General features: G+C 56.5%; 21 protein-coding genes. 4 read left to right on the forward strand and 17 right to left on the reverse strand.

Annotated elements, in window-relative coordinates:
• Positions 1–8: 8 nt before the first annotated feature.
• Positions 9–197 (forward strand): YpfN family protein, encoded by a 189-nt coding sequence (locus RAC90_RS11370; RefSeq protein ID WP_006120420.1) that lies wholly within the window; start codon positions 9–11, stop codon positions 195–197.
• A gap of 37 nt (positions 198–234) precedes the next feature.
• Here the strand turns inward: RAC90_RS11370 and ypfH are convergent, their stop codons facing one another.
• The 6 genes from ypfH to dapA all read right to left on the reverse strand — a co-directional run bounded on the left by ypfH (position 235) and on the right by dapA (position 6,727).
• Positions 235–915, reverse strand: coding sequence for an esterase (ypfH, locus tag RAC90_RS11375; protein WP_006120422.1), 681 nt, complete (start codon positions 913–915; stop codon positions 235–237).
• 73 nt (positions 916–988) lie between these two features.
• Positions 989–2,956, reverse strand: coding sequence for a tRNA(Met) cytidine acetyltransferase TmcA (locus tag RAC90_RS11380; protein ID WP_367143785.1), 1,968 nt, complete (start codon positions 2,954–2,956; stop codon positions 989–991).
• The gene (locus RAC90_RS11385; RefSeq protein WP_006120429.1) at positions 2,953–3,816 is read right to left on the reverse strand and encodes a neutral zinc metallopeptidase; all 864 of its coding nucleotides are present in this window, start codon (positions 3,814–3,816) and stop codon (positions 2,953–2,955) included. Before RAC90_RS11385 ends, RAC90_RS11380 begins: the two co-directional genes overlap by 4 nt.
• Positions 3,817–3,945: 129 nt before the next feature.
• Positions 3,946–4,659: a phosphoribosylaminoimidazolesuccinocarboxamide synthase gene (purC, locus tag RAC90_RS11390; protein WP_033740988.1), complete on the reverse strand. Its 714-nt coding sequence runs from the start codon at positions 4,657–4,659 to the stop codon at positions 3,946–3,948.
• 143 nt (positions 4,660–4,802) lie between these two features.
• Positions 4,803–5,834, reverse strand: coding sequence for an outer membrane protein assembly factor BamC (gene bamC, locus RAC90_RS11395; RefSeq protein ID WP_058707720.1), 1,032 nt, complete (start codon positions 5,832–5,834; stop codon positions 4,803–4,805).
• A gap of 14 nt (positions 5,835–5,848) precedes the next feature.
• Entirely contained in the window at positions 5,849–6,727 is an 879-nt protein-coding gene (gene dapA / locus RAC90_RS11400; protein WP_033740842.1) for a 4-hydroxy-tetrahydrodipicolinate synthase, read from the reverse strand.
• Between the two features lie 110 nt (positions 6,728–6,837).
• Here dapA and RAC90_RS11405 point away from each other — a divergent pair, with 110 nt between their 5' ends.
• Positions 6,838–7,452, forward strand: a complete 615-nt coding sequence (locus RAC90_RS11405; protein ID WP_369974380.1) for a glycine cleavage system transcriptional repressor — start codon at positions 6,838–6,840, stop codon at positions 7,450–7,452.
• A 144-nt stretch (positions 7,453–7,596) separates the two neighbouring features.
• Complete coding sequence (gene bcp, locus RAC90_RS11410) at positions 7,597–8,064, forward strand: thioredoxin-dependent thiol peroxidase (protein WP_006120436.1); 468 nt, start codon at positions 7,597–7,599, stop codon at positions 8,062–8,064.
• Between the two features lie 37 nt (positions 8,065–8,101).
• Here the strand turns inward: bcp and RAC90_RS11415 are convergent, their stop codons facing one another.
• The 3 genes from RAC90_RS11415 to RAC90_RS11425 all read right to left on the reverse strand — a co-directional run bounded on the left by RAC90_RS11415 (position 8,102) and on the right by RAC90_RS11425 (position 12,736).
• Entirely contained in the window at positions 8,102–9,172 is a 1,071-nt protein-coding gene (locus RAC90_RS11415; RefSeq protein ID WP_375124346.1) for an AI-2E family transporter, read from the reverse strand.
• A gap of 197 nt (positions 9,173–9,369) precedes the next feature.
• Complete coding sequence (locus RAC90_RS11420; RefSeq protein WP_375124368.1) at positions 9,370–11,325, reverse strand: glycoside hydrolase family 127 protein; 1,956 nt, start codon at positions 11,323–11,325, stop codon at positions 9,370–9,372.
• Between the two features lie 10 nt (positions 11,326–11,335).
• Positions 11,336–12,736 (reverse strand): MFS transporter, encoded by a 1,401-nt coding sequence (locus tag RAC90_RS11425; RefSeq protein ID WP_375124347.1) that lies wholly within the window; start codon positions 12,734–12,736, stop codon positions 11,336–11,338.
• 248 nt (positions 12,737–12,984) lie between these two features.
• On the opposite strand from RAC90_RS11425, the gene RAC90_RS11430 reads away from it, so the two are divergent.
• Positions 12,985–13,806 carry an AraC family transcriptional regulator gene (locus RAC90_RS11430; protein ID WP_039339919.1) on the forward strand — a complete coding sequence of 274 codons (822 nt, stop codon included), beginning with the start codon at positions 12,985–12,987 and terminating at the stop codon, positions 13,804–13,806.
• A gap of 67 nt (positions 13,807–13,873) precedes the next feature.
• Here RAC90_RS11430 and RAC90_RS11435 read toward each other — a convergent pair whose 3' ends face one another.
• The 8 genes from RAC90_RS11435 to RAC90_RS11470 form a co-directional block, all read right to left on the reverse strand.
• Entirely contained in the window at positions 13,874–15,439 is a 1,566-nt protein-coding gene (locus RAC90_RS11435; RefSeq protein ID WP_033740847.1) for a sensor domain-containing diguanylate cyclase, read from the reverse strand.
• A gap of 154 nt (positions 15,440–15,593) precedes the next feature.
• Positions 15,594–16,424: a phosphodiesterase gene (locus tag RAC90_RS11440; RefSeq protein WP_375124348.1), complete on the reverse strand. Its 831-nt coding sequence runs from the start codon at positions 16,422–16,424 to the stop codon at positions 15,594–15,596.
• A gap of 11 nt (positions 16,425–16,435) precedes the next feature.
• Positions 16,436–17,422, reverse strand: coding sequence for an ABC transporter ATP-binding protein (locus RAC90_RS11445; protein ID WP_033740849.1), 987 nt, complete (start codon positions 17,420–17,422; stop codon positions 16,436–16,438).
• Positions 17,419–18,234: an ABC transporter permease gene (locus RAC90_RS11450; RefSeq protein WP_054633348.1), complete on the reverse strand. Its 816-nt coding sequence runs from the start codon at positions 18,232–18,234 to the stop codon at positions 17,419–17,421. Before RAC90_RS11450 ends, RAC90_RS11445 begins: the two co-directional genes overlap by 4 nt.
• The gene (locus tag RAC90_RS11455; RefSeq protein ID WP_033740851.1) at positions 18,231–19,112 is read right to left on the reverse strand and encodes an ABC transporter permease; all 882 of its coding nucleotides are present in this window, start codon (positions 19,110–19,112) and stop codon (positions 18,231–18,233) included. The genes RAC90_RS11450 and RAC90_RS11455 overlap by 4 nt, the downstream gene beginning before the upstream one ends.
• Positions 19,112–20,134, reverse strand: a complete 1,023-nt coding sequence (locus RAC90_RS11460; RefSeq protein WP_039339928.1) for an ABC transporter substrate-binding protein — start codon at positions 20,132–20,134, stop codon at positions 19,112–19,114. The genes RAC90_RS11455 and RAC90_RS11460 overlap by 1 nt, the downstream gene beginning before the upstream one ends.
• Complete coding sequence (locus RAC90_RS11465) at positions 20,118–21,143, reverse strand: substrate-binding domain-containing protein (protein WP_006120452.1); 1,026 nt, start codon at positions 21,141–21,143, stop codon at positions 20,118–20,120. Before RAC90_RS11465 ends, RAC90_RS11460 begins: the two co-directional genes overlap by 17 nt.
• 124 nt (positions 21,144–21,267) lie before the next feature.
• Positions 21,268–21,873, reverse strand: a complete 606-nt coding sequence (locus RAC90_RS11470; RefSeq protein ID WP_164483216.1) for a DsrE family protein — start codon at positions 21,871–21,873, stop codon at positions 21,268–21,270.
• Positions 21,874–22,382 lie beyond the last annotated feature (509 nt).

Raw genomic sequence — 22,382 nt, forward strand, 5'->3', positions numbered from 1 at the left:
GCGGGCCTGTGGAGTTTATTAAAGATTACTGGTGGATCCTGGTGGTCCTGCTGATGGTCGGTGTGCTGATGAATGTGTATAAGGATTTGAAACGCATCGATCACAAAAAGTTTATGGATAACAAGCCCGATCTCCCGCCTCATCGTGATTTCAACGACAAATGGGATGACGACGAAGACTGGCCGAAGAAGAAATAACGCGTTTGCGCCCTCGCGGTCGCGAGGGCGTGCCCGGTTACATTGTCATAATCACATCATCATCGCCGGGTTTAGCCCCGCCCAACGCCTCGTCAAAGTAGCGTTTCGGCACCGTGTACTGCAGATGATGCAGGGCAAAATTCATGCTGCGGTGGTCGATGGCGTGGGCCAGATCGTCCACAACATTCAGCGTGACGTCACCGCCGAGTGCGGTTAAACGCTGTTCGGCCTGATGAGCATGTGCCAGTGGCACGCGGTCATCATAATCGCCATGAATCAGATGCACCGTCGTGCGGGTGCTGGCGCTCTCCGGCAGGGTAATAAAACGTCCGCTGAACACCACTGCGCGTCCCGCCAGATCGTTGTGCGCTTTGATGCCCTCCAGCACCATGCTTCCGCCCTGTGAAAACCCGACCAGCGCCGTGGCTTCCGGACTTATGCCGCTCTGCTGCTGCCAGTGACGAACGGACTCAACAAACTGCGGCATACTGGCGTTAACGCACTGCTGCTCGCTTTTATCATGAAGTCCGGCCTCACTAAACCATTGACCGCCAGGCCCTGGCGATCCCACCGACACGACCAGCGCCGCAGGGAAGGTTTTCGCAAACCAGCTGCCAATTTCCCCCATGGCGTCAGGGTTATCACCCACGGCATGGTAAAGCAAAAACAGCTGGGCAACTTTTGGGGGTTGCTGAACAATTACATATCTCAGTGTCATATCGACCTCCTGCTACTACTCTACGCGCCCTGGCACAGGATCATATTGGGAATATTTGAACGAGTTGGTGGATTTATTGCAATTGCTGACGAAACCCTTCGCCATCAATGTCTTGCAACGCCAGAAGTGCTTCTGCGGCTTCCGCGCGCAGTGCGGTGATTAACGCCTTGCGTCCGTTTAGCTGCGCGGTCTGCGCCAGCCGGGACAGATTGGTGTCGGCCCTGACGGCCTGCCTGAGAAGGCGTAACGGAGCCTGGCTGACAATGACCAGACGCTGGAGCACCGCCAGGCTTGCTTCAAACGGGCGTTGTGCCCAGGCGAACCCGGCTGCGAGCCGGGCATCAAACGGGGTAAACGCGCAGTCATCAGCTGCGGACAGGGGCAATGCCAGTGGTATATGTGCGCTGAGAAATGACCAGTCCCGCGCCAGCTGCTGCGCCGCTTTCTGCTGCAACTGCCTGCCGGACGACGTCAGTCCCAGCAGCGCCATCGCGGCATAGCAACCACTGCTGGCTTCGCGCTGGCTGCCAATGCGCGCTAACGTAAAGCCACAGGCGCGCCAAAACGCCCACAACGCTTCAGTGTAGCCGAAACTCACCGAGATATAGTCGTATCCGGTCGCCGCCGCGCAGGCCGCCGTGACCAGTTGCCTGCCGGTTCCCTGACGGCGTCCGCGGGGTGCCACGGCAATCCGGCTGATACGTAAAGCCCGCAGCGTGGCGGCGTCGGTGAAACCGGCATGGGCCGCCAGTGACTGCGCCACCAGATTGCCGCGCGGCCGTCTGTGGCCCGCCCATACTGCCTGAGCTAACGCCTCGCTCAGTCCGCCCTCTTCCACCAGCCAGAGCGCGCCCTGCAATACCGGGACAGTGCCCGCCAGCCACAGGTGCATACCTGGCGCATCCAGCAGGCGGCGTAAATCCAGCGGCGAGGTGCGATAATGAGCGCTGGTAAGCAGCTGATAAGCCGCCCGTAAGGCAGGCATATCCGTGCGTTCCGCCCGACGCGGACCGCCCACTCTCGCAGGGGGCATATCGGGCGTTTCTTCAAACAGTAGCGCCTGATTCAGCCAGTTTTCCAGCGGATCGTTGCGCGCCCAGCGCAGCGGTTCATCCAGCGTAAAATGGCGTACCTGCTCCAGCGCCGCACAAAACTTCAGCATAAAACCACGTCCGCTGCCTTCATAACCCTGAATGGTCGTTACCAGCAACACGCGACGAAAACGCGCTACCAGCGCATGCAGCAGCGGTGCGGGAATCGCCGCCGCCTCATCGACAATAAGCCAGTCAACGTCTGGCACGGTTTCCAGAGCCAGAATGGCATCGGGCGCCATAAAGCGGTAGTGCTCACCCGCGAAGGCAGACAGGACGCCCGTAGCCACTTTTGCCGGGGCGGTAATAAGGCAACGTGTGTTCTGGCGGGCGAGCATCCCGGCCAGAGCCGATTTGCCTCTGCCGCGTGCAGCGGTCAGGACCGCCACGCCTGCAGAAAGGCCGTTCAGCTGACATAAGATTGTCTGCTGCTGGACGGTTGCCTGGCTGTGCCATTCCGGTAAGGCTGGCCAGTCGGGCACGTTAAGTGGCGACGGCTGCCGCAGTAAGAGTCCCTGCGCATCCTGTTCGATCAGGCGTTGCAGATGGCGGATAAAGTGAGGTGTGGCAATGGGTTCGCTGACGTCGGCCCAACGCAGGCTGTCCGCGTCGGGTTGCTGTGGCCACTGTCGCCACGGCGGCACTAACAGCAGCAGCCAGCTGCCAGCCGTCAGCGTGCCCGCCAGCGCGGCGAATGCCTCGGCATGAAAGCCCGATCGGGCATCGAAAACGGCATGATGAAACTCACGCCCCAGTAAGGTACGGAACGCCGCTGGCACACAATGCGGGCCGGGGCCGAGAGGGACGTCACTCAGACACAGCCAGTCGCCCGCCAGTGCGTCGAACCAGCGCGCAGCCATCGTCAGGCTGTAGTCAGCATCACCACTGATAACGGCTACGCGCCGTATGCCCGCCGACGCCATCGCGCGGCTGGCGGCCGCCAGCGTCATCCTTTACCGGCGAAGGTATCGCACTGGCCAGGATTGCCGGTGTCAAAGCCACGCTTAAACCAGGTATAGCGCTGTTGCGATGTACCATGGGTAAAGCTGTCGGGCACCACGCGCCCCTGACTTTTCTGCTGCAGGCGATCGTCGCCAATAGCTTCGGCGGCATTCAGGGCTTCCTGCAAATCGCCCACCTCAAGGATCTTCTCCTGTTCCATATAGTGGCCCCAGACGCCGGCAAAGCAGTCGGCCTGAAGTTCCATTTTAACGGACAGCTGATTGATCTGGCTTTGACTGGCGCCCTGCTGCATCTGGCGTACACGGGGCTCAATGCCCAGCAGCTTCTGCACATGGTGGCCGACTTCGTGTGCAATCACATAACCCTGCGCAAAATCACCGCCTGCGCCCAGTTTGTGTTTCATTTCGTCATAGAACGAAAGATCGATGTAGACGGTCTGGTCTGCCGGGCAATAAAACGGTCCCATAACCGACTGCCCGGTCCCGCAGCCGGTGCGCGTGGCACCGCGATACATTACCAGTTTGGGTGGCGTGTACTGCTTATGCATTTGTCTGAACAGCTTGTCCCAGGTATCTTCGGTCGTCGCCAGAATGACCGAGGTAAATTTGGCCGCTTCATCCTGATGGGGATCGGCGCTGCGCTGTTGCTGTTGGCTACCCGGCGTCGCCTCGCCGCCCGTCAGCAACGGCGTCAGGTCATAACCGTAATAACCCGCGACGGCGACCAGAATCAGCATGATAATGCCCGCTTTACCGCGTGGCAGAGGAATGCGTCCTCCTCCCATGCCCGATGACTGATTACGGCGGTCTTCAACATTGTCGCTTTCGCGACGTCCTTGCCAGCGCATGTTTTGCTCCCTGTGGCCTGTTATGCAGATGGCATGATTTTAGTTGTGTGAGGCCGCAATCACCAGCTTTCCACCAAAATGAAAAAGGAGAGCCCGCGCTCTCCTTTTGTCGACAGACGAAGGGCAGACTCAGTCCAGCTTCACGCCCAGGCGACGGGCCACCGCTTCGTAAGCTTCAATCAGGCCACCCAGGCTCTGACGGAAGCGGTCTTTGTCCATTTTATCCAGCGTTTCTTTGTCCCACAGGCGCGCACCGTCCGGGGAGAATTCATCACCCAGCACGACCTCGCCTTTAAACAGGCCAAACTCCAGCTTGAAGTCCACCAGGATCAGCCCGGCATCATCAAACAGTTTGCTCAGTACGTCGTTCGCCTTGTACGTCAGCTCTCGCATCCGCGCCAGGTTTTCTTTACTGACCCAGCCAAAGGTTTCGCAGTAGGATTCGTTGACCATCGGGTCATGCTTCTCGTCATCCTTCAGGAACAGGTCGAACAGCGGAGGATTCAGTACCATGCCCTCTTCAACGCCCAGGCGCTTAACCAGCGAACCCGCTGCGCGGTTACGAACGACGCATTCTACCGGTACCATCTCAAGCTTTTTCACCAGCGCTTCGTTATCCGACAGCAGGGCTTCCATCTGCGTCGGAATGCCCGCTTCCTGCAGCTTCGTCATGATGAAATGGTTGAACTTATTATTGACCATGCCTTTGCGATCAAACTGCTCGATGCGGGCACCATCGCCTGCTGATGTATCGTTGCGGAACTCAAGTATCAGCAGATCCGGGTTATCGGTGCTGTATACGGTTTTCGCTTTACCGCGATACAACTCAGCTCGCTTTTGCATCTTATTAACTCCAAACATGAAAGATCCGGTTCTGAGGCAACATATTCAGGTCGATTGCCGTGACGCAATCGATTACCTCGACGTGCGCTATTATGCCAAAAAACAAAATAAAAAGGCCGGAGAATCTCCGGCCTGGGGTAATTTTATTTGTTCATTGCGGCCTGGAACACCGACACCAGCGCATCATTTTGCGCCTGCGTCAGCACATGGCCTTTAGGATCAATGAATTGCAGACTGGTTCGGTTATCGAGATCGCCAACCTGAACCTTGTAATCGCCGTTTGGCAGTTCAGGATCTTTGGTGCCAAGGCTGTCCCAGGTGCTGCTGCCCGGCGCTTTGTAGGTCACTTTCATGCTGCCGGTTGAACGGGTCGTATCCGTGACGTCCATGCCGACGCGTTTCATTGCCGCAGGCAGGCGCTGCCAGGCGACGTTGAACGGCGTACGTAATACCAGCATAGGCAGGCCGGTATCATCCGCTGCACTCTGCACATCAATCGCACCGTTCACGCGGCCCGCTGCGGCGTTTTCATTCGCCGTGGCAACCTTGTCCATGCCCGCCGCAATCTCATTCAGCATCTGCGCGGTATAGCGTTGGATCTGCTCTGGCGAGGTGATGTTAGTGCCTTCCTGCTGCAGTTCCAGCAGACGCACGGTCAGCACCTGCTGATAGCTCTGTGATTTCACACTGATCTGGTAACGCCCGCGATATTGCTTGTCTTCATCTGCGCGGTTCCACTGCACCCAGTCGGTGGTCAGCTGCTGTCCGGCGTCATTGCGCGACGCAATCGGGAAGTTTTTCGCCTGCACAACGCCCACAACCTGCGACCAAATTGATCCACGGTTGTTGTCGAAAATCAGTGCGCCGGTGTTATTGCTGAACTGCGCGCGTGAGCCGTTCATCAAGGCCAGCGGCTGCGCCGGTGGACGGATATCCAGCTGCTTGCCAACCGGTGCCTGACTGGTTGACGGTGGGATATCGTATTCGCCGTTCTGAACAGGCAGAATCATGCCCGGCGGCGCTTTTAACTCACGCAGCCCGCTGGCCTGCAGGTAAGATTCATCACCGCTGACCTGGCGCTTATAACGCTGATCGTTCGAACAGGCCGACAACAGCATCAGGGTGGAAAGCCCCACCACCGTTGCAATCGTTGACCGCTTTACTGAGTAATTCATTCACACTCCCTAAATTATCGCAAACCCGCTTTCACCAGCGCCTGCTCCACTTTTGGCTGTGCAACCGCCGTCAGTGGCGTCATTGGCAGACGCAGCGTGTCATTAGCGATTAATCCTAGCTGTTTTGCCGCCCATTTAACCGGGATTGGATTAGGTTCACAGAAAAGCGTCTGATGCAGGTGCATCAGACGCTGATTCAGACGGCGAGCTTCAACGAAATTGCCCTGCTGTGCCAGTTTGCACAGTTCGGCCATTTCGCGTGCTGCTACGTTTGCCGTCACCGAAATGACGCCGTTACCGCCCAGTTGCATAAAGTCCAGTGCGCTGGCGTCGTCGCCACTCACCAGGATGAACGCATCATCAACCAGCTCTTGGATCTGGCTGACACGCGATAAGTTCCCGGTTGCCTCTTTGATTCCGATAATATTTTTGATTTCAGCGAGGCGGGCAACGGTTTCCGGCAACATATCACAACCGGTACGGGAAGGGACGTTATACAGCATCTGCGGCAGGCTGGTGCTCTCGGCAATCGCTTTAAAGTGCTGGTATAAGCCTTCCTGGGTAGGACGATTATAGTAAGGTGTGACCGTCAGGCAGCCAACAACGCCTGAATTTTCAAATCGTTTGGTCAGCGAGATGCCTTCCGCTGTCGCATTGGCGCCGGTGCCGGCAATCACGGGAATACGCCCATCCGCCAGATCCAGGGTTTGCAGCACCACATCACCATGTTCTTCATGGCTCAGGGTGGCTGATTCGCCGGTGGTGCCGACGGAAACGATCGCCGCAGTACCGCTGGCGACATGGTAATCAATCAGTTTTTTCAAACTCGCACGGCAGACATTACCTTTGTCATCCATCGGCGTAACGAGTGCAACAATACTTCCCGTAAACATTGGCGATCCCCTCGACAAACAAGTGCTTCATGGTACGGTTTACACTTAGGGAAAAGCAAGCAAGCTCCGCTATTCCCGCGCTTGTCAGCAGTTTTTTTTATGTTTACCTTATGGTTATTAGCAAATGCACAGGGAATCCTATTTTGTCGCAATCTCAACCCCATCACTTGGTGATCACCGCTCTGGGTGTTGACCGTCCGGGTATCGTTAATACGATTACTCGCCACGTCAGCAGTTGCGGTTGCAACATCGAAGACAGTCGCCTTGCCATGCTTGGGGATGAATTCACGTTCATTATGCTGCTGTCCGGCAGCTGGAACGCGATCACGCTGATTGAGTCCACGCTCCCGCTCAAAGGCGCAGAGCTGGAACTGCTGATCGTGATGAAGCGTACGCACGCTACCGCACGCCCTCCGATGCCCGACACGGCCTTTATCCAGGTCGAGGTAGCTGACTCACCGCATATCATTGAGCGCTTTACGGATCTCACCGATAAGCACCAGATGAACATTGCGGAACTGGTTTCACGTATTCAGCCTGCTCAACACGGCAAGCCCGCCACACTCTATATTCAGATGACGGCACACAGCCCGACGCGCAGCGACGGCCCGGCATTTGAACTGGCGTTTAATGCGTTATGTCAGGAACTGAATGCACAGGGTTCGTTACGGCTTTACAGTCTGAGCGATGCGGACACCCACGAACTGGTTGTACCCGGCAGGTAAAGACGAGCGCCTCGCAGACTGTTCTGCTACGTTAAAAGTACGGTCAGGTGAGGAAACCGTCTGAAATTGATAATTTTCCATTTGGCTGTTTCTCGCCTCATGGTGTATTAACCACAGCATGAACCGAAAAAATGGAGAGATGTGATGAATCCACTGAAAGCCGGTGATACCGCACCGAAATTTAGCTTGCCCGATCAGGATGGCGAACAAGTGAATTTAGCCGACTTCCAGGGTCAGCGCGTTCTGGTCTACTTTTACCCTAAAGCCATGACGCCAGGCTGTACTGTTCAGGCATGTGGTCTGCGTGACAACATGGATGAGCTAAAAAAGGCGGGCGTTGAAGTCCTGGGAATCAGTACGGATAAACCGGAAAAGCTGTCACGTTTTGCAGAAAAAGAGCTGCTTAACTTCACGCTGCTGTCGGACGAAGATCACCAGGTATGCCAGCAGTTTGGCGTCTGGGGTGAAAAAACCTTTATGGGTAAAACCTACGACGGCATCCACCGCATCAGTTTCCTGGTCGATGCCAACGGCAAGATTGAAAAAGTGTTCGACGATTTCAAAACGTCCAATCACCACGACATCGTGATGGACTATCTTAAGTCTGCATGAGCCTCTCAGGGCGCGGTGAAAACCGCGCCCTGATTGTTTACCGACTCAGCGTTTCGTCAAGCGTGGCATCCGGCCAGGCATGCACCACCGCCTTCACCAGCGTGGCGAGCGGAATCGCAAAAAATACGCCCCAGAAGCCCCATAACCCACCAAAGATCACCACGGATAATATAATCACCAGCGGATGCAAATTAACCGCTTCGGAGAACAACACCGGAACTAACACATTGCCGTCCAGCGCCTGGATGACCAGGTAGACGGTCAGCAATGTCCAGAATTCCGTGCCCAGCCCCCACTGAAACAGGGCGACGCCAATGACCGGTATCGTTACCAGCATGGCCCCAATATAGGGAATCAGGACCGATATGCCCACCAGCACCGCCAGCAGCAGAGAGTAGTTGAGACCGAGATACAGAAACGCCAGCCAGCTGGCGATGCCGACGACGATCATTTCCAGCACCTTGCCACGAATATAGTTGGTGATTTGCTGATTCATTTCCTGCCACACCTCGGCGGCCAGACCACGGTTTCGCGGCAGAACACGTCGCACGGCGTTCAGCATCTGGTCTTTGTCTTTCAGCAGAAAGAACACCATCAGGGGCACCAGCACCAGATAAATCATCAGCGTCATCAACCCGACCAGCGAGGCCAGTGAGTATTTCACCAGTGAGTCACCCACGCCGCTCAGACGACCACGCAGGTTCTCGACAATCACATCAATAATGCCGGCATCGACCAGCGCCGGGAAACGTCGGGGCAAACCGGCCGCGTAGAGATAGAGCTTGTTGAGCATGTTAGGCAGATCCCGCGTCAGGTTAATGCCCTGCTGCCACGCCACAGGCGCGACGATCAGCACTAACACCAGCAGGATGCCGGCAAACAGCACCAACACAATGTTGGTGGCCCAGCTACGCGTGCAGCCAATACGTTGCAGGCGCACGGTTGGCCACTCAAGCAGATAAGCAAGAACCACGGCCACCAGCAACGGTGCCAGCAGGCCACTCAGGAAGAACAGAATGCAAAATCCCGCCAGCAGAATCACCAGCAGGCCAATCGCCTGTGGGTCGCTAAAACGGCGTTTGTACCATTGAATCAATAAAGCCAGCATGCCGTTGGGTCCATGACGTCATAAGGGGCCACGATTGTACCGGATATTTGGGGGCTGAAAAGGCGCGAAAACCGCGCTGACGAAAAATCCTCGCCGCTGGCGGCAGACCGTTGTACACCGCAGACGCTACGAGTCAGATCGCGCCTGCGGCAATTCAGACCGGGCACCGGGCCCGGCTGCTGGCAGAGATGACGCCGTTAGGCCTCATTCACCCAGATACGCATCTCCCCTTCTCCGCGATTGGCCCAACAGAACCAGGGAATAAAGGTTAAGGTCTGGGGTTGCGCCAGCGCAGGTGCTTGATCGTAATGCCACAGCAGCTGTTGCTCGGGTTCACCCGCCGCTTTTCTGATCCCTTCCGCCTGAATCAGCACCTTGTGCGCAAAGACCCCCTTCCCTGCAAAGGTACGGAATGTCGCCGACGCAGGCAGCCACAGATTATGTAACTGCTCGCCGTTATCCGCCTGTTCCAGGCAATAGATCAAGGGCCCGCGCTGAACGGCCACCTTGCCCGCCACATGGCGCACCAGCGGATTGCCGTAAACCCGGCGCACCGGCATGGGCAGGGTTAACGTTACCGTATCGCCTTCCTGCCAGTGACGGGTCAGATACAGGTAACCTTTGCACGCCGCCTCGTTCACGTCCGTCCCGTTACAGGTTATCTGCGGCGACGTACACCAGTCGGGCAGGCGCAAGGCCAGCGTATGGTTCACAGGCTGGGTGGAATCGATGGTGATCGTGACGGTTTCCTGCCAGGGAAGATTACCGCTGATCCTCAGGCCCAACGTTTGATTGCCAACCGGGATCTCGACCCGGTTACCAATATAGAGATTGATAAACAGCGCATCCTCGCGCGGCGTATAAATATAGTGGCCGAGAGAGGTCAGCAAACGAGCGATATTGGGTGGGCAGCAGGCACAGCCGAACCAGCGCTGACGAACCGGTTTCACATGATCGTAAATATGATTAAAAGGCAGGCTTTTCGGATGGACTTCCAGCGGATTGACGTAAAAGAAATGTTTTCCGTCCAGCGCCATACCACCCAGTACTGTGTTATACAGGGCGCGCTCCATGACATCGGCGTACTGGCTGTCCGCTTCCATTTCCAGCATGCGACGGGCAAACATCATCAGCCCAATCGAGGCACAGCTTTCGGCATAAACCGTATCGTTCGGTAAGTCGTAATCGCTACTGAACGCTTCACCGCTGCTCTGCGAACCGATGCCGCCGGTAATATAGAGCTGTCGCTGCGCCATGTTGTGCCACAGACGCAGACAGTCCTGTCGTTTCGATTCATCCTGGCTCAGCCGTGCGAGGTGCGCGACACCGGTCATCAGATAGACAAAGCGCACGGCGTGCCCCACCGCCTGCTGCTGTTCCGCAAGAGGTTGATGCGCCTGGCTGTAAGCCTTGTCCTTGATCATCCACGCGGGCCCATAGGTGTGCCAGTACGACGTCTGACCACGCTTCTGGTACTCATCATCATAGAAGTGCGGCTGCGTTCCCCGCTGCGTGACAAAATAGTCGGCCAGCGCCATGTAGCGCGGCTCCTGGGTCACGTCATACAGCCGCATCAGCGCCAGTTCGATCTCCGGGTGACCAGGATAACCGTGCAGCTGCTGCTCGCCGGGGCCAAACACGCTGTCGATGTGATCGGCGAGTTTGCACACCACCGCCAGCAGTCGTCGTTTGCCGGTGGCCTGAAAAAACGCTACGCCCGCCTCAATCATATGTCCGGCGCAGTAGAGCTCATGACACTCGGCCAGATTCGTCCAGCGATCCTGCGGGGCTTTTACCGTAAAGTAGGTGTTGAGATAGCCATCCTCACATTGCGCCGCCGCGACCAGCTCTATGACCTCATCGGCGGTCTTCTCCAGCTCAGCATCCGGCTTCTGGCACAGTGACCAGGCCACGGCTTCCAGCCACTTTGCCACGTCGCTGTCCTGGAACACCATCCCATAGAATTCGCCCGTCTGCTGGCCCGCCGCAATGCGGAAATTAGCTATGGCATGGCTCGGTTCGGCGTCGTCAATACGATCGTTAAGCGCGGCCCATTGATAAGGGATCACCACGTCCCGCACCAGATGCTGATACTGACCAAGAAACGGATCGTGAATCTGGAGCTTATGCAGATCGACTTCATTTACAGACATCATGCTCTCCTTAAGACTGGACATGGCGAATACGCAGGTCATGCGAAATCTGCGTCATCATCGGGTTAGTCAGCTTGCAGGCACGGACGGCAAAGGCCAGCAGCAGGTGAAAGAGGGCCGGTAACAGCGTTTCCATGGCGGTAATCGCATGCAGCGAAGCCGGGGTTTGATTGCCTGTGCCCGGTTTATAGGCCACCGCAATAAACAGCAGGCTGATGATGACGGCACTGGATGCCCATGCCAGCTTGATAAAGAACAGGTTAAAGGCGAAATTCATCCCCGATGAACGGACGCCGTTTTTCCACTCGCCATAATCATCGGCAAAGGCCATCAGGGCGAAGTGCAGCGGCAGGGTAAACCCAAGAATGACACCATTACTCAGAATGACCACCAGCCAGAGACTCTGCCACGCCGACCCAACCGGCAGAAACCACATGCACAGCGCCACCGCCGCCAGCACGATATTGGTCCAGAAGTAAAGCCGGACGGTATCAATGCGTCTGGAAAGCGGATTCACGATGAACGAGCCCAAAATAGAGGCTAAGGTCACCATGGTAAAAAACAGGGAGGTATAGGCCGTGCCTCCCTGAAGGACATAGGTAATGAAGTACATGTAGCCGCCGCCGCGGATGTTGAAGACGTTAATCAGCAAAAAAGACATCAGCAGCATCAGTAACAACTGATCGTTTTTGCGTAACCCGGCCAGATGTTCCCGCAGGGTGAACTTGCCCAACGTATCCAGCGGTACGCGCTCCCGCACCCAAAAGAAGCAGCACAGAAACATCACCACCGCCAGTCCGCACAGGATCCCGACCACTGCGCGATAGCCGAGCACCGCGTTTCCTTTTCCCAGTTCAGCGACCAGCCACGGCAGCCCTACTGAGACCAGAAAGCCAGCCACACCACACAATACAAAGCGCCAGGACTGACAGGACAACACTTCCGAGTGGCGCGTCGTCATGGTGTTAATCAGCGCGCAATAGGGCACATTGATGGCGGTATAGCTGAGTGAGAGCAGCAGATAGGTCGCAAAGGCCCAGACCATTTTCATGTCCATGCTAAGCGCGGGCGCGGTGAAAGTCAGCGTGCCAATAATTCCGACAGGCAGGGCTATCCACAGTTGCCAGGGACGAAAGCGGCCCCACCGGCTGTGCGTGCGGTCCGCTATCACGCCCATCACCGGATCTGATATCGCATCAAAAATGCGCAGCACCATAAACAGCGTACCGACCAGCGCTGGCGTTAAGCCAAACACATCGGTGTAGAAAAAGGTTAGAAAATTCGTTATCAGGCAGGTAATGACGGTGCCACCGGCGTCACCCAGTCCGTAGCCGATTTTTTCACGCAGGGACAGTATCTGCTGTGTGTTCGACTGCGCCAGTGTGTTCTGTTCAAGTGTCGTAGACGTCATAAAGTCTTCCTCATGCAGGACAGAGAGGGTTGCCCGCTTTATAACGGGCTTATCGGTGTTTTGGCGCCTTACCCGATGTATTCTGTCAGGAATCGGCTAACCCACAAGAGAACGAAAAAGTATAAAAAAGGGAGGATTCCGACCTGAGCGTTAAACTGTGAGCTTGATCAGACATGGCGGCTATTTTTAGTTAATAATCAGGGAGAAGAGTCTAAAAAACGCTATCAGCAGCGGGAAAAGGCATCATGATGTTCGACTTATCCATCGCGTTTCCGGTTCGGGTGCAAAACGGCGGTCTGTTTATTTCGCGCGGGACAGGGTCACATCCGGCGCGCAGACTGACCTCCTGGGAAATTATTTTCGTTGAGCGTGGGCAACTCACTATCCGTGAGGACGACGTGCTGTTTCGCGTGACGGCGGGAGAAAGTTTACTGCTCAGGCCCGGGCACTGGCATGTGGGAGAAGGCGTATTTCCGCCTGATCTGAAATTTTACTGGCTGCATTTCGACTGGTTGAAACATCCTGTACCGCAGACAACGTTACACCAGAGCCTGCTGCACCTTCCTCAACATACGCGCGTAGGCGATCCGGCTTATGTCATTGCCCTGTTCCGGCAGTTTCTCAGTGAACAGCAGAATATTCACCGTAGCGTGGCGCTGGAGTGTATTTTACTGCTTATCCTGCAGCAGCTCACCGTCCCGGCTATGCAAGAGAACACCGTTGACAGCCCCGGTGCCGATCTGGCCTGGAAGGCGAATCAGCTGATTCGCACGCAGTATCATTTGCCCCTGTCCACCTCGGGTCTGGCGAAAACGCTGCACTGTAATGCAGATTACCTTGGGCGGGTTTACCGGCGCGTTTTCCGCTTAACGCTGACGGAAGCCATTCACCGCCAGCGTATCGTCATGGCAGAAAAATTGCTGACCGGGGATTCCCTCTCGTTAACCGATGTGGCGCGTCAGTGTGGCTTTAATGATGTCGGATACTTTCGCCAGATTTTTCGCAAGCTAACGGGCTTAACGCCCGCCAGCTGGAAGCGACGCTACTGCCGGGAACATATCAATTCCTGAGCGCAGCCCTGCTGCATCGGGCATCGTTTCTGCCTTCAGACGATGAAAAGGGTGCGCCGCTTTCGCGCTATTTCGCGACGACAGTGCAGTTACGTCCTGCGTTTTTGGCCTGATAGAGCGCATCGTCGGCACGCTTCAGACTGGTTTCCAGCGGCACGCGGCGTGCACTCCATTCGGCCACGCCAATCGAGAGCGTGATATTGCCGACATTTTCCACCGCCTCGCCTGCGATGCTCAGACGTATGCGCTCAGCGATGGCCTCGGCGTCGGCCAGACTGGTATCCGGTAACAGCATCAGGAACTCTTCCCCGCCGTTACGGCTGACAATATCCTGCTTTCTGGCGCTTTGCTGGAGCGTTCTGGCCACCTGCTGGATCACCCGGTCGCCGACGTCATGGCCCCAGTTATCGTTAACGTTTTTGAAATGATCGATATCCAGTGCCAGCACGGCAAAAGGCTGTTGCAGCGTCTGGAAATAATCGAGCACGGCATTCAGGCCACGTCGGTTGAGGAGCTGGGTCAGCGGATCGGTTTGTGCCTCAGAACTCAGACGGCCAATCTTATCCTGCACCAGCCCGATACCGGTCAGCAGGGCACGTTTCACCTGCGCCGCCTCAAAATACCAGGCATGAATGCCGCCGATATCGTTGGTGGCGCTCTGACCATCAATCTTGCTGGCTTTGCGGGCCAGTTGCCAGAGCGGCATAGCGATCATCCGGGCCAGAATCACCGCCACCAGCAAGGTCAGAAGCGCGAAGGGAACCGAGTGTTTAAGGACTTTAAGTATCAGACCCGACAGCGGTTGCAGCGTCGCGTCTACCGGTTTTAGCGCCACGACCATCCAGCCCGTGGTCGGAACGATGGCATAGCCCGCCAGCCGGGTGGGTTTGTCGGTTTCTGTTAACACCAGTGAACCGTTATCTTTTTCCTGCCGTTCACGGTCGCTCAACAGCGGCGGTATGGTTTTGCCAACCAGTTGCCGGTTCTGGTGATAGAGCACCTGATTATTGCTGTCGAGCACAAAGACGCTGGTGCCGTCCCGGTAAAACTGTTCACCCAGCAGGGCATTCAGAATGCTTTTCTTTTTCAGGTAAATGGTGCCGCCGACATAACCGAGATAGTGTCCCTGACTGTTCCAGATGGGCCATGAGACAAAGATAAGCAGGTTATTGGCGGCGGAAACCGTGGGCTTGCTGATCATGGGCTGCCGGGTTTGCAGCGCTTCACGTGACGCATCACTGGTCAGATGCATGCCGGTCAGGGTCAGCGACTCCGGCGAGATGGCCCGCACCGTACCGTTTTCATCCACGACGGCCACCGAGTTAAAACTGTCCGTCTGCTCGCGCAGGCGATTCACTTCCGTTTTTAACAGTTCTTCGTTATCGAAATCCTTTCCCAGTACATTGGCACTAAAGTGCAACTGTGACTGCGCCAGACGAAAGAAAACCTCACTGGTCGAGGCCAGCTTAGCCGCGTAGGCGCGGTTGGCTTCCAGCGTACTGTCGATCAGCACCATGCGCTGCACGCGCCATGTGGCATATAAATTATTGGCCAGGGTGATAACGATGCTGATGATGACCAGCAGCGCAATAAGCGTGCGTAAGTCAGCTCTTGGACGGAAATTCATTAACATGGCGTTGACGCCACAGTGCGAAAATTCATTGTGCTGTGCCTGGCTCTGTTGTTTTTATCATATCGCGGTTCTACAGCCTGTAAGTCTACACGCTGTAGGACATTTTGAGCAGGCTTAAGCACAGTACAGTTCAAAAAATCGCCCTGACGCGCATTTAATCGATTAAACCGTTTTCGTCATAGAAGGGCCAGGGGCCGTCGTAGTCGCCGATTGCGCACTGGTGGGTGGTCATGCCCTGCTCCCGTTGCCAGCGATGCAGCAAAAACCCCGCCGGTTCCATCACAAAATTGGCCGGGCCATCCGGTTGCAGATCCAGCGCAACCTGGTGAGAAACGCCGGGCGCAATACAGGCCAGCGTGCCGGCAAACCGCGTCTGAACAGCCCGATGTACATGCCCACACAGCACCCGTTCAACCTGGGGATGGCGGGCAATAATCGCCGCCAGAGCTTCGGGCTGACGTAATCGCTGGCGGTCCATATGATCAATACCGCAGACAAACGGCGGATGGTGCAGCATCACCAATGTGGGCATGTCTGGTGACGCAGTGAGTGCGTCATCCAGCCAGCGAAGCTGCCGATCATCAAGTTCACCCCATGGCTGGTGCGGCACGCTGGAGTCCAGCGCCAGTAGCTGGACGTCCCTGACGATAAGCCGCCAGTTGAGCGTCGGGCCCTGTTGCAGATAAGTGTGATCGGGAAACGCGGCCCGCAGGGCCTGGCGGTCGTCATGATTACCTGCCATCAGGTAAAAGGGCCGTTCCAGCCCCTCCAGCGCCTGGCGCAGCGTCTGGTACTCTGCGGCGGTGCCGAAATCCACCAGGTCACCGGTAATCACGACCACGTCAGGACGCGGTTGCAGTGCATTCAGCGTAGCGATGGCCCGCAGTAACGCCGTGTGCGTATCGACTTTCTTATAAGACAAACGCCCCTGCGCTTTAATATGTAAGTCACTGATCTGTGCGATCAGCGTAGGATTAGCGGACACTCTTTCACTCCTTAAGCGGTAAATTCCAGCGCGGCCTGCCCGGCCAGTGACCAGCTGATACGCTGCCCGGCATGCCAGTTTTCGCGCGCGTGACGCTCGACCTGGATGGGCTTATCCAGGCCAATATCGATCTGCAGACGTTGAGAGGCACCGAGAAAGGTGCTGGCGACGATACAGCCGTGTCGGGCATAGCGCCCCGCTTCTGCCAGCAGGACATCCTCTGGACGACAGAATCTCACCGGCTGCCCCTGCTCATCGGTTTCAATGCAGTTAATCGCGCCCACGAAGTCCGCCACAAAGCGCGAAGCCGGACGCTGATAAATGGCCTGCGGCGTCGCAATCTGGACCAGGCGGCCCTGCTCCATGACCGCAATGCGGTCGCCCAGTGCCATGGCTTCCTGCTGATCGTGCGTCACATAGACGGCGGTAATCGCCAGCTTTTTCAGCAGATCGCCGATGTCTGCGCGCAGGCGTTCGCGCAGTTTGGCGTCCAGCGCCGCCAGCGGCTCATCAAAGAGCAACACTTTAGGCCGGGCCGCCAGGGCTCTTGCCAGCGCAACGCGCTGCTTCTGACCACCAGAGAGTTTATCGATATGGCGCTGGGCCAGTGCAGTCAGATCGACCAGTTCCAGCATCTCCTGGACTCGTGCCTCGCGTTCGGCACGCGGGATGCCCTGCACTTTCAGGCCGTAGGCCACGTTTTGCGCCACGTTGAGATTGGGAAACAGCGCATAGTTTTGGAACACCATCCCGACGTTACGTTTTTCAATCGGCAAATCGGTCACGTTGCGATCGTCAAACCAGACTTCACCCGGCGCATCGGTACGCTCCAGGCCACTGATAATGCGCAACGTCGTGGTTTTGCCACAGCCCGATGGCCCCAGCAGCACCAGGGTTTCGCCAGCGTGCACGCTGAGATCCAGAGGATGCAGCGCCTGGTGATGCGCAAAACGGCGCGCGCAGCCGCGCAACGTAACGTTAACAGCATCGTTATTCATGCCTTTTCCTCGCTGAGTGGCTGACGTGACTGACGTTCAAGCCAGTGATTACAGGCGTTAAGCATCAGCAGCAGGGGTAAAATCATTAAAATGAAGATCAAGGTGTACGCCGAGCCGACTTCCAGCCGCATGGAGGCATAGCTGTCGGCCAGGCCCACAGGCAGCGTTTTGGTCAGCGGTGTATGTAACATCCAGGTAATATTGAATTCGCCGACCGACAGCGTCGTCACCATAAAAGCCCCGGCAAGAATGCCGTTACGGCAGTTGGGAACCACCACGGTGAAAAAACGCTGCCAGAAGCCTGCCCCCAGGCTGGCGGCTGCCTCTTCCAGTCGGGGCAACTGGATAGCCTGCATCACGGCCAGAACCGGGCGAATCATAAACGGCAGCGTAAACAGCACATGGCCAATCAGGATAAAGACCCAACTGTCGCGCAGGCCGGAAAACTGGCCGTACAGCAGGATAATCCCCAGCGCCGTCGCCAGGCCCGGTAGCGCCACGGGCAGCATCAGGCACTCTTCAATACGTGACGACCAGCGCGACGGCGACTTGAGTAATCCCCAGGCGGCGGGCACGCCGACAACCATCGTGACAAGCAAACAGCTCACCGCGATCATCAGCGACAGCCAAAACGTGTCGCTGTACATGTCCCACACCTGTTCAACCCACTTCAACGTCAGCCCGCTACGCAGGCCGACAAAGTAGTTTTGCGTGACGCCCGCCAGCATGGATAACACCACCGGCACAATCATGAACAGGGCGGTCAGCGTCGTGATCGCGATTTGCAGCCAGAACAGTCCACGCCGTTTCATGAGGTCTTCTCCTCCCGGGATTGGGTCAGTACACGTGCCAGCATCAATCCCAGCCAGGCCACCGCGCCCATGACCACCGACAGCGCCGCCGCCGTGGCGAAGTTGGCATAGTTAGTAAACTCGCCGTAAATCGTGAGTGGCAGTACGCTCAGGTCGGTGCCCAGCGTAAAGGCGGTGCCGAATGCGCCCATACTGGTGGCAAAACACAGCGCACCGCTGGAGAGCAGTGCCGGTTTCAGACCCGGCACAATCACGTCACAAATAATGCGCCACTGGCTGGCGCCCAATGAGCGGGCGGCCTCCTCCAGCGAACGATCCAGTTTTTCACTGGCGGCGACCAGCGTGACAATGGCACGGGGCAGTGAAAAGTAGAGATAGCCAATAAACAGCCCCGTAAGCGAGTAGGCCAGCGTCCAGCGTTCATGAACCAGTTGCATACTGATCTGCGCCAGCACGCCCTGCCGTCCCGCCAGCATCACCACTAAAAACCCGACCACCACGCCGGGGAACGCCAGGGGGAACGTGAGCAACGCCAGTAAGGTGCCGCGCCCGGCGAAGCGCTGGCGAGCCAGAAAACAGCCCACCACGCTGGCAATCGCGAGCGTGACCAGTGTGACCGCCAGCGACAACAGGACGGTGTTAAACAGGCTTTGCAGATACTGGGGCTGGGTAATCACTGTCCAGTAACCACTGTGCCGGGTGCTGCGATCCGGCGTCATGCCCATCTGTAATAAACGGGCAAAAGGCAACAGCCAGAAGGCGGCAAAAAACAGTAAGGCCGGCAGCAGCATCCATGGCCAGTTGGCCCCCTGCTCACGTCGGCGAGACCGGTGGCGCGAGGCCACCGGTAAACCGCTGCGGGCATTCGACAAGGCCATTACCGAATCTCACTCAAATAACGGGCAGAGAAGGCTTTCTGTGCATCAGCCATCTGCTGGTAGTCAACAGTATGGGCGCGCGCGTAATCGCTGTCGGGCAGGAAGCGCTTTTTAGCCTCTGCGGACATCGCAGAAGGCCGCACCGGGCGCAGATAGGCGTTAGCCCAAATCGCCTGCCCTTTATCCGACAGCACATAGTCCATCACTTTCTTGCCATTGGCAGCATGCGGGGCGTTTTTTACCAGACTGATGACGTAAGGCACCGTCACCGTGCCTTCCTGAGGAATGACAAAGACGACGTTGGCGTGATCTTTATACTTCGCGCGATAGGCATTGAAGTCGTAATCCAGCAAAATCGGGATTTCGCCAGAGATAAGGCGGGCATAGGCGGTTTGTTTAGGCACAATCGGCTTGTTGGCCTGCAGCTTTTTGAACCACGTCAGCGCGGGGGTAAAATCCTGCATCGTGCCCCCTTTCGCCTGGTTCACCGCCACGGCGGCGACATAGCCGACAAACGCACTGGCGGGATCCAGATAACCCACCATGCCTTTGTATTCTGGCTTCAGCAGGTCGTCCCAGGACGTCGGCACCGGCGCGCCGCCCAGAGCATCGACGTTAACCATAAATCCCATGGTGCCAGAGTGCAGCGCGACCCACTTACCCTGCGGGTCTTTCATCCCTGCCGGAACCTGGTCCCAGTTGGCGGGTTTGTAGTCGGTCACCACGCCCGCCTGTGCCGCCTGAATCCCAAAACTGACACCGTAATACACCACATCGGCGACGGGGTTATTTTTTTCGGCGACGAGCTGCGCCAGGGCCTGGCCGGAGTTTTTATTATCCTGCGGCACGACAATACCGGTGTCTTTTTTGATCGCCTGGAGCTGTGTCGCCCAGTCCGCCCATTCCGGTGGGCAGTTGTAGCAAATCGCATTCTCCTCGGCCTGCGCCAGCGGGCTGGATAATGCACAGGCGGTAAGCAACGCCGCGCTGGCAAACAGCGCAATTTTATTGTGTGTAGACATGATGTTTTCCTGATGTTGAAGAATGAAAAATTGCTGCGATGCTCTCGCCTGAACGCAGGTGGTGGTCCAGTAAGCGCGAAGCCTCAGCAGACGAATCGAGAAGCATATCGATGGCACAGGCACCCAACCGCTCGCTGGGCTGCACCACGCTGGCCAGTGAAGGCGAAAGCTGTTCACCGATGGCAATACCATCGAAGCCCATAACAGACAGCTGTTGCGGTACGTTAATGCCTGCACGCGCGGCCGCCCCCATCAGGCTGATGGCCAGGAGGTCGTTACTGCAAATTACGGCGGTCAGCGGATCGCTGCCCGTCATCAACGGTAAAAAGGGATCGAACAGGGCGTGAATGTGGCTGGGCATATCAACCAGCGCGCTGGGCGTAAAGCCTGCCTGCTGCATCGCATCGCAATAGCCGAGGTAGCGCTGACGTGCACGGTCAGACTGCAACATCGGCCCTGCCGCCATGACAATATGCCGATGGCCCAGCGCGATCAGGTGCGCAGTGGCTTCTGCCATTGCCCGGCGGTTATCCACACAGACGCTGCGCCAGGCGGTGTTCTGCGGCATGTTATGCGCCAGAACGAAAGGCATGCGGGCTTCAGCCAGGGTGGGTAATACGGCGCTGCTGTCAGCATCTGACACGGTCAGGACCATCCCTGCTACGCGCTGACGCAGCATGTGTTCAACGATCGCCGCCTCACGTTCTGGCTGATAATCCGTTGTCGCGACCAGCAGGCCATAACCCGCCAGCCGGGCCTGGTGCTCCATCGCCTGAAGCTGTAACGCAAACACCGGGTTACTGAGTGATGGCAGCAGTACGCCCAGAGTGGTCGAACTCTGCGTACGGAGCTGGCGCGCAATATGGTTGGGGCGAAAACCCAGTGCTTCCGAGGCATCCAGCACCTTTTTCAGCGTGCCGGGTTTAAGCAGATGGGGATCGGAAAAGGCACGTGCGGCGGTGGCGCGCGAAACCCCAGCCCGTTCTGCCACACGAATTAAGTCACTCATTTCACCCTCGTCAGTCGCCAATGAGATCGATCTCATTGGCGCTTACACTAAAGGCGTTTTATGACATGCACATCGCGGAAAGATGACGTTAAGGTGACAGCGGCGCGCACCGCCATCGCGAGACTTACAGCATTAAAAAGGCATAACCCTGGTTTTGCAGCGTGGCAACGGTGGTGCCGCTGGAGATCGTGTGGGTGACGCGCGTATCAATCCAGTCACGCTCGAAATGGTGAAACGCCACTGACTGATCGCAAATGGACACTTTCACGCCCGCCTTTTCCAGTGCGCTAATTAACTGAAGGTTAGGATTATCCACCCCGTATGCTTTATGAAACTGTTCATTATTCAGTGCGGCGGGAACGGCATCACTGTTAATTGACACGACGAAATTCAGTTTATCTAACGGTACACCTGCGGCGTAATAGAGATTCGTGACGCGTGCCACGCGCTCCAGCCCCAGATTAGGCCGACGAATATCGCCTTCACTGCGATTAATTTGAAAAACAATTTTATTACTGAGATCCGCTACCGTGCCGGGTTTATACGCGGGTGTATCCACATAATGTATTTTTCCATAGCCCTGAATGGCCGGAGTGCTCCAGTAATCACTGGGTTCTGTTTTACTGGCAACTTTACCGCTGACCTTGTCGACTAATACTGGCAACTGCATAACATTCCCGCCAATAAATCCCGCTACCGCCGCTACCACAATAAAGGCTGCTGGTCGCATCACTCACTCTCCTGCTGTTTAAATCTGATGTATACCGTGCTACCGCAACGTCGGCGGCTCCTGAAGATGACGGCGGCTTATCTATATCACAGTGGTACAACGCGGAGAGCAGCTGAAATTCTTAATAGCATTTTGTCGGGACGGCTATAAAATAAAAACGGAGCGTGATAAAAAGTATTTTTTATCGACCGTGTTTTTTCTTTCTTATTTAAGATGGTTCATAAAGCGTGTCACGATTCGTGATTGGATAACGCGATTTCCTGGCGCTTCCTTGCCAGCCATAAATAGCCTGTCGGCAATAAAGGCATTTTAACCATCAATATTTTTAATTTACCTTTCTGATAATCGTTACGGTACACGGCCTTTTTTTCAGAGAATACCTGGGAAAATGGCCAGTATGTTCAGTTTTTTTGTTGCTTTTCAGCGCGTCCGCCGTGTGGCTACCCGGCCCGCATGTCAGTCCGCGTGTATCTTTGTATGCGGCCCTTGCGTTTATGCCAACGTTGTCG

Source organism: Pantoea sp. CS_6 (genome assembly GCF_041954745.1).
Taxonomy (GTDB): Bacteria; Pseudomonadota; Gammaproteobacteria; order Enterobacterales; family Enterobacteriaceae; genus Pantoea; species Pantoea stewartii.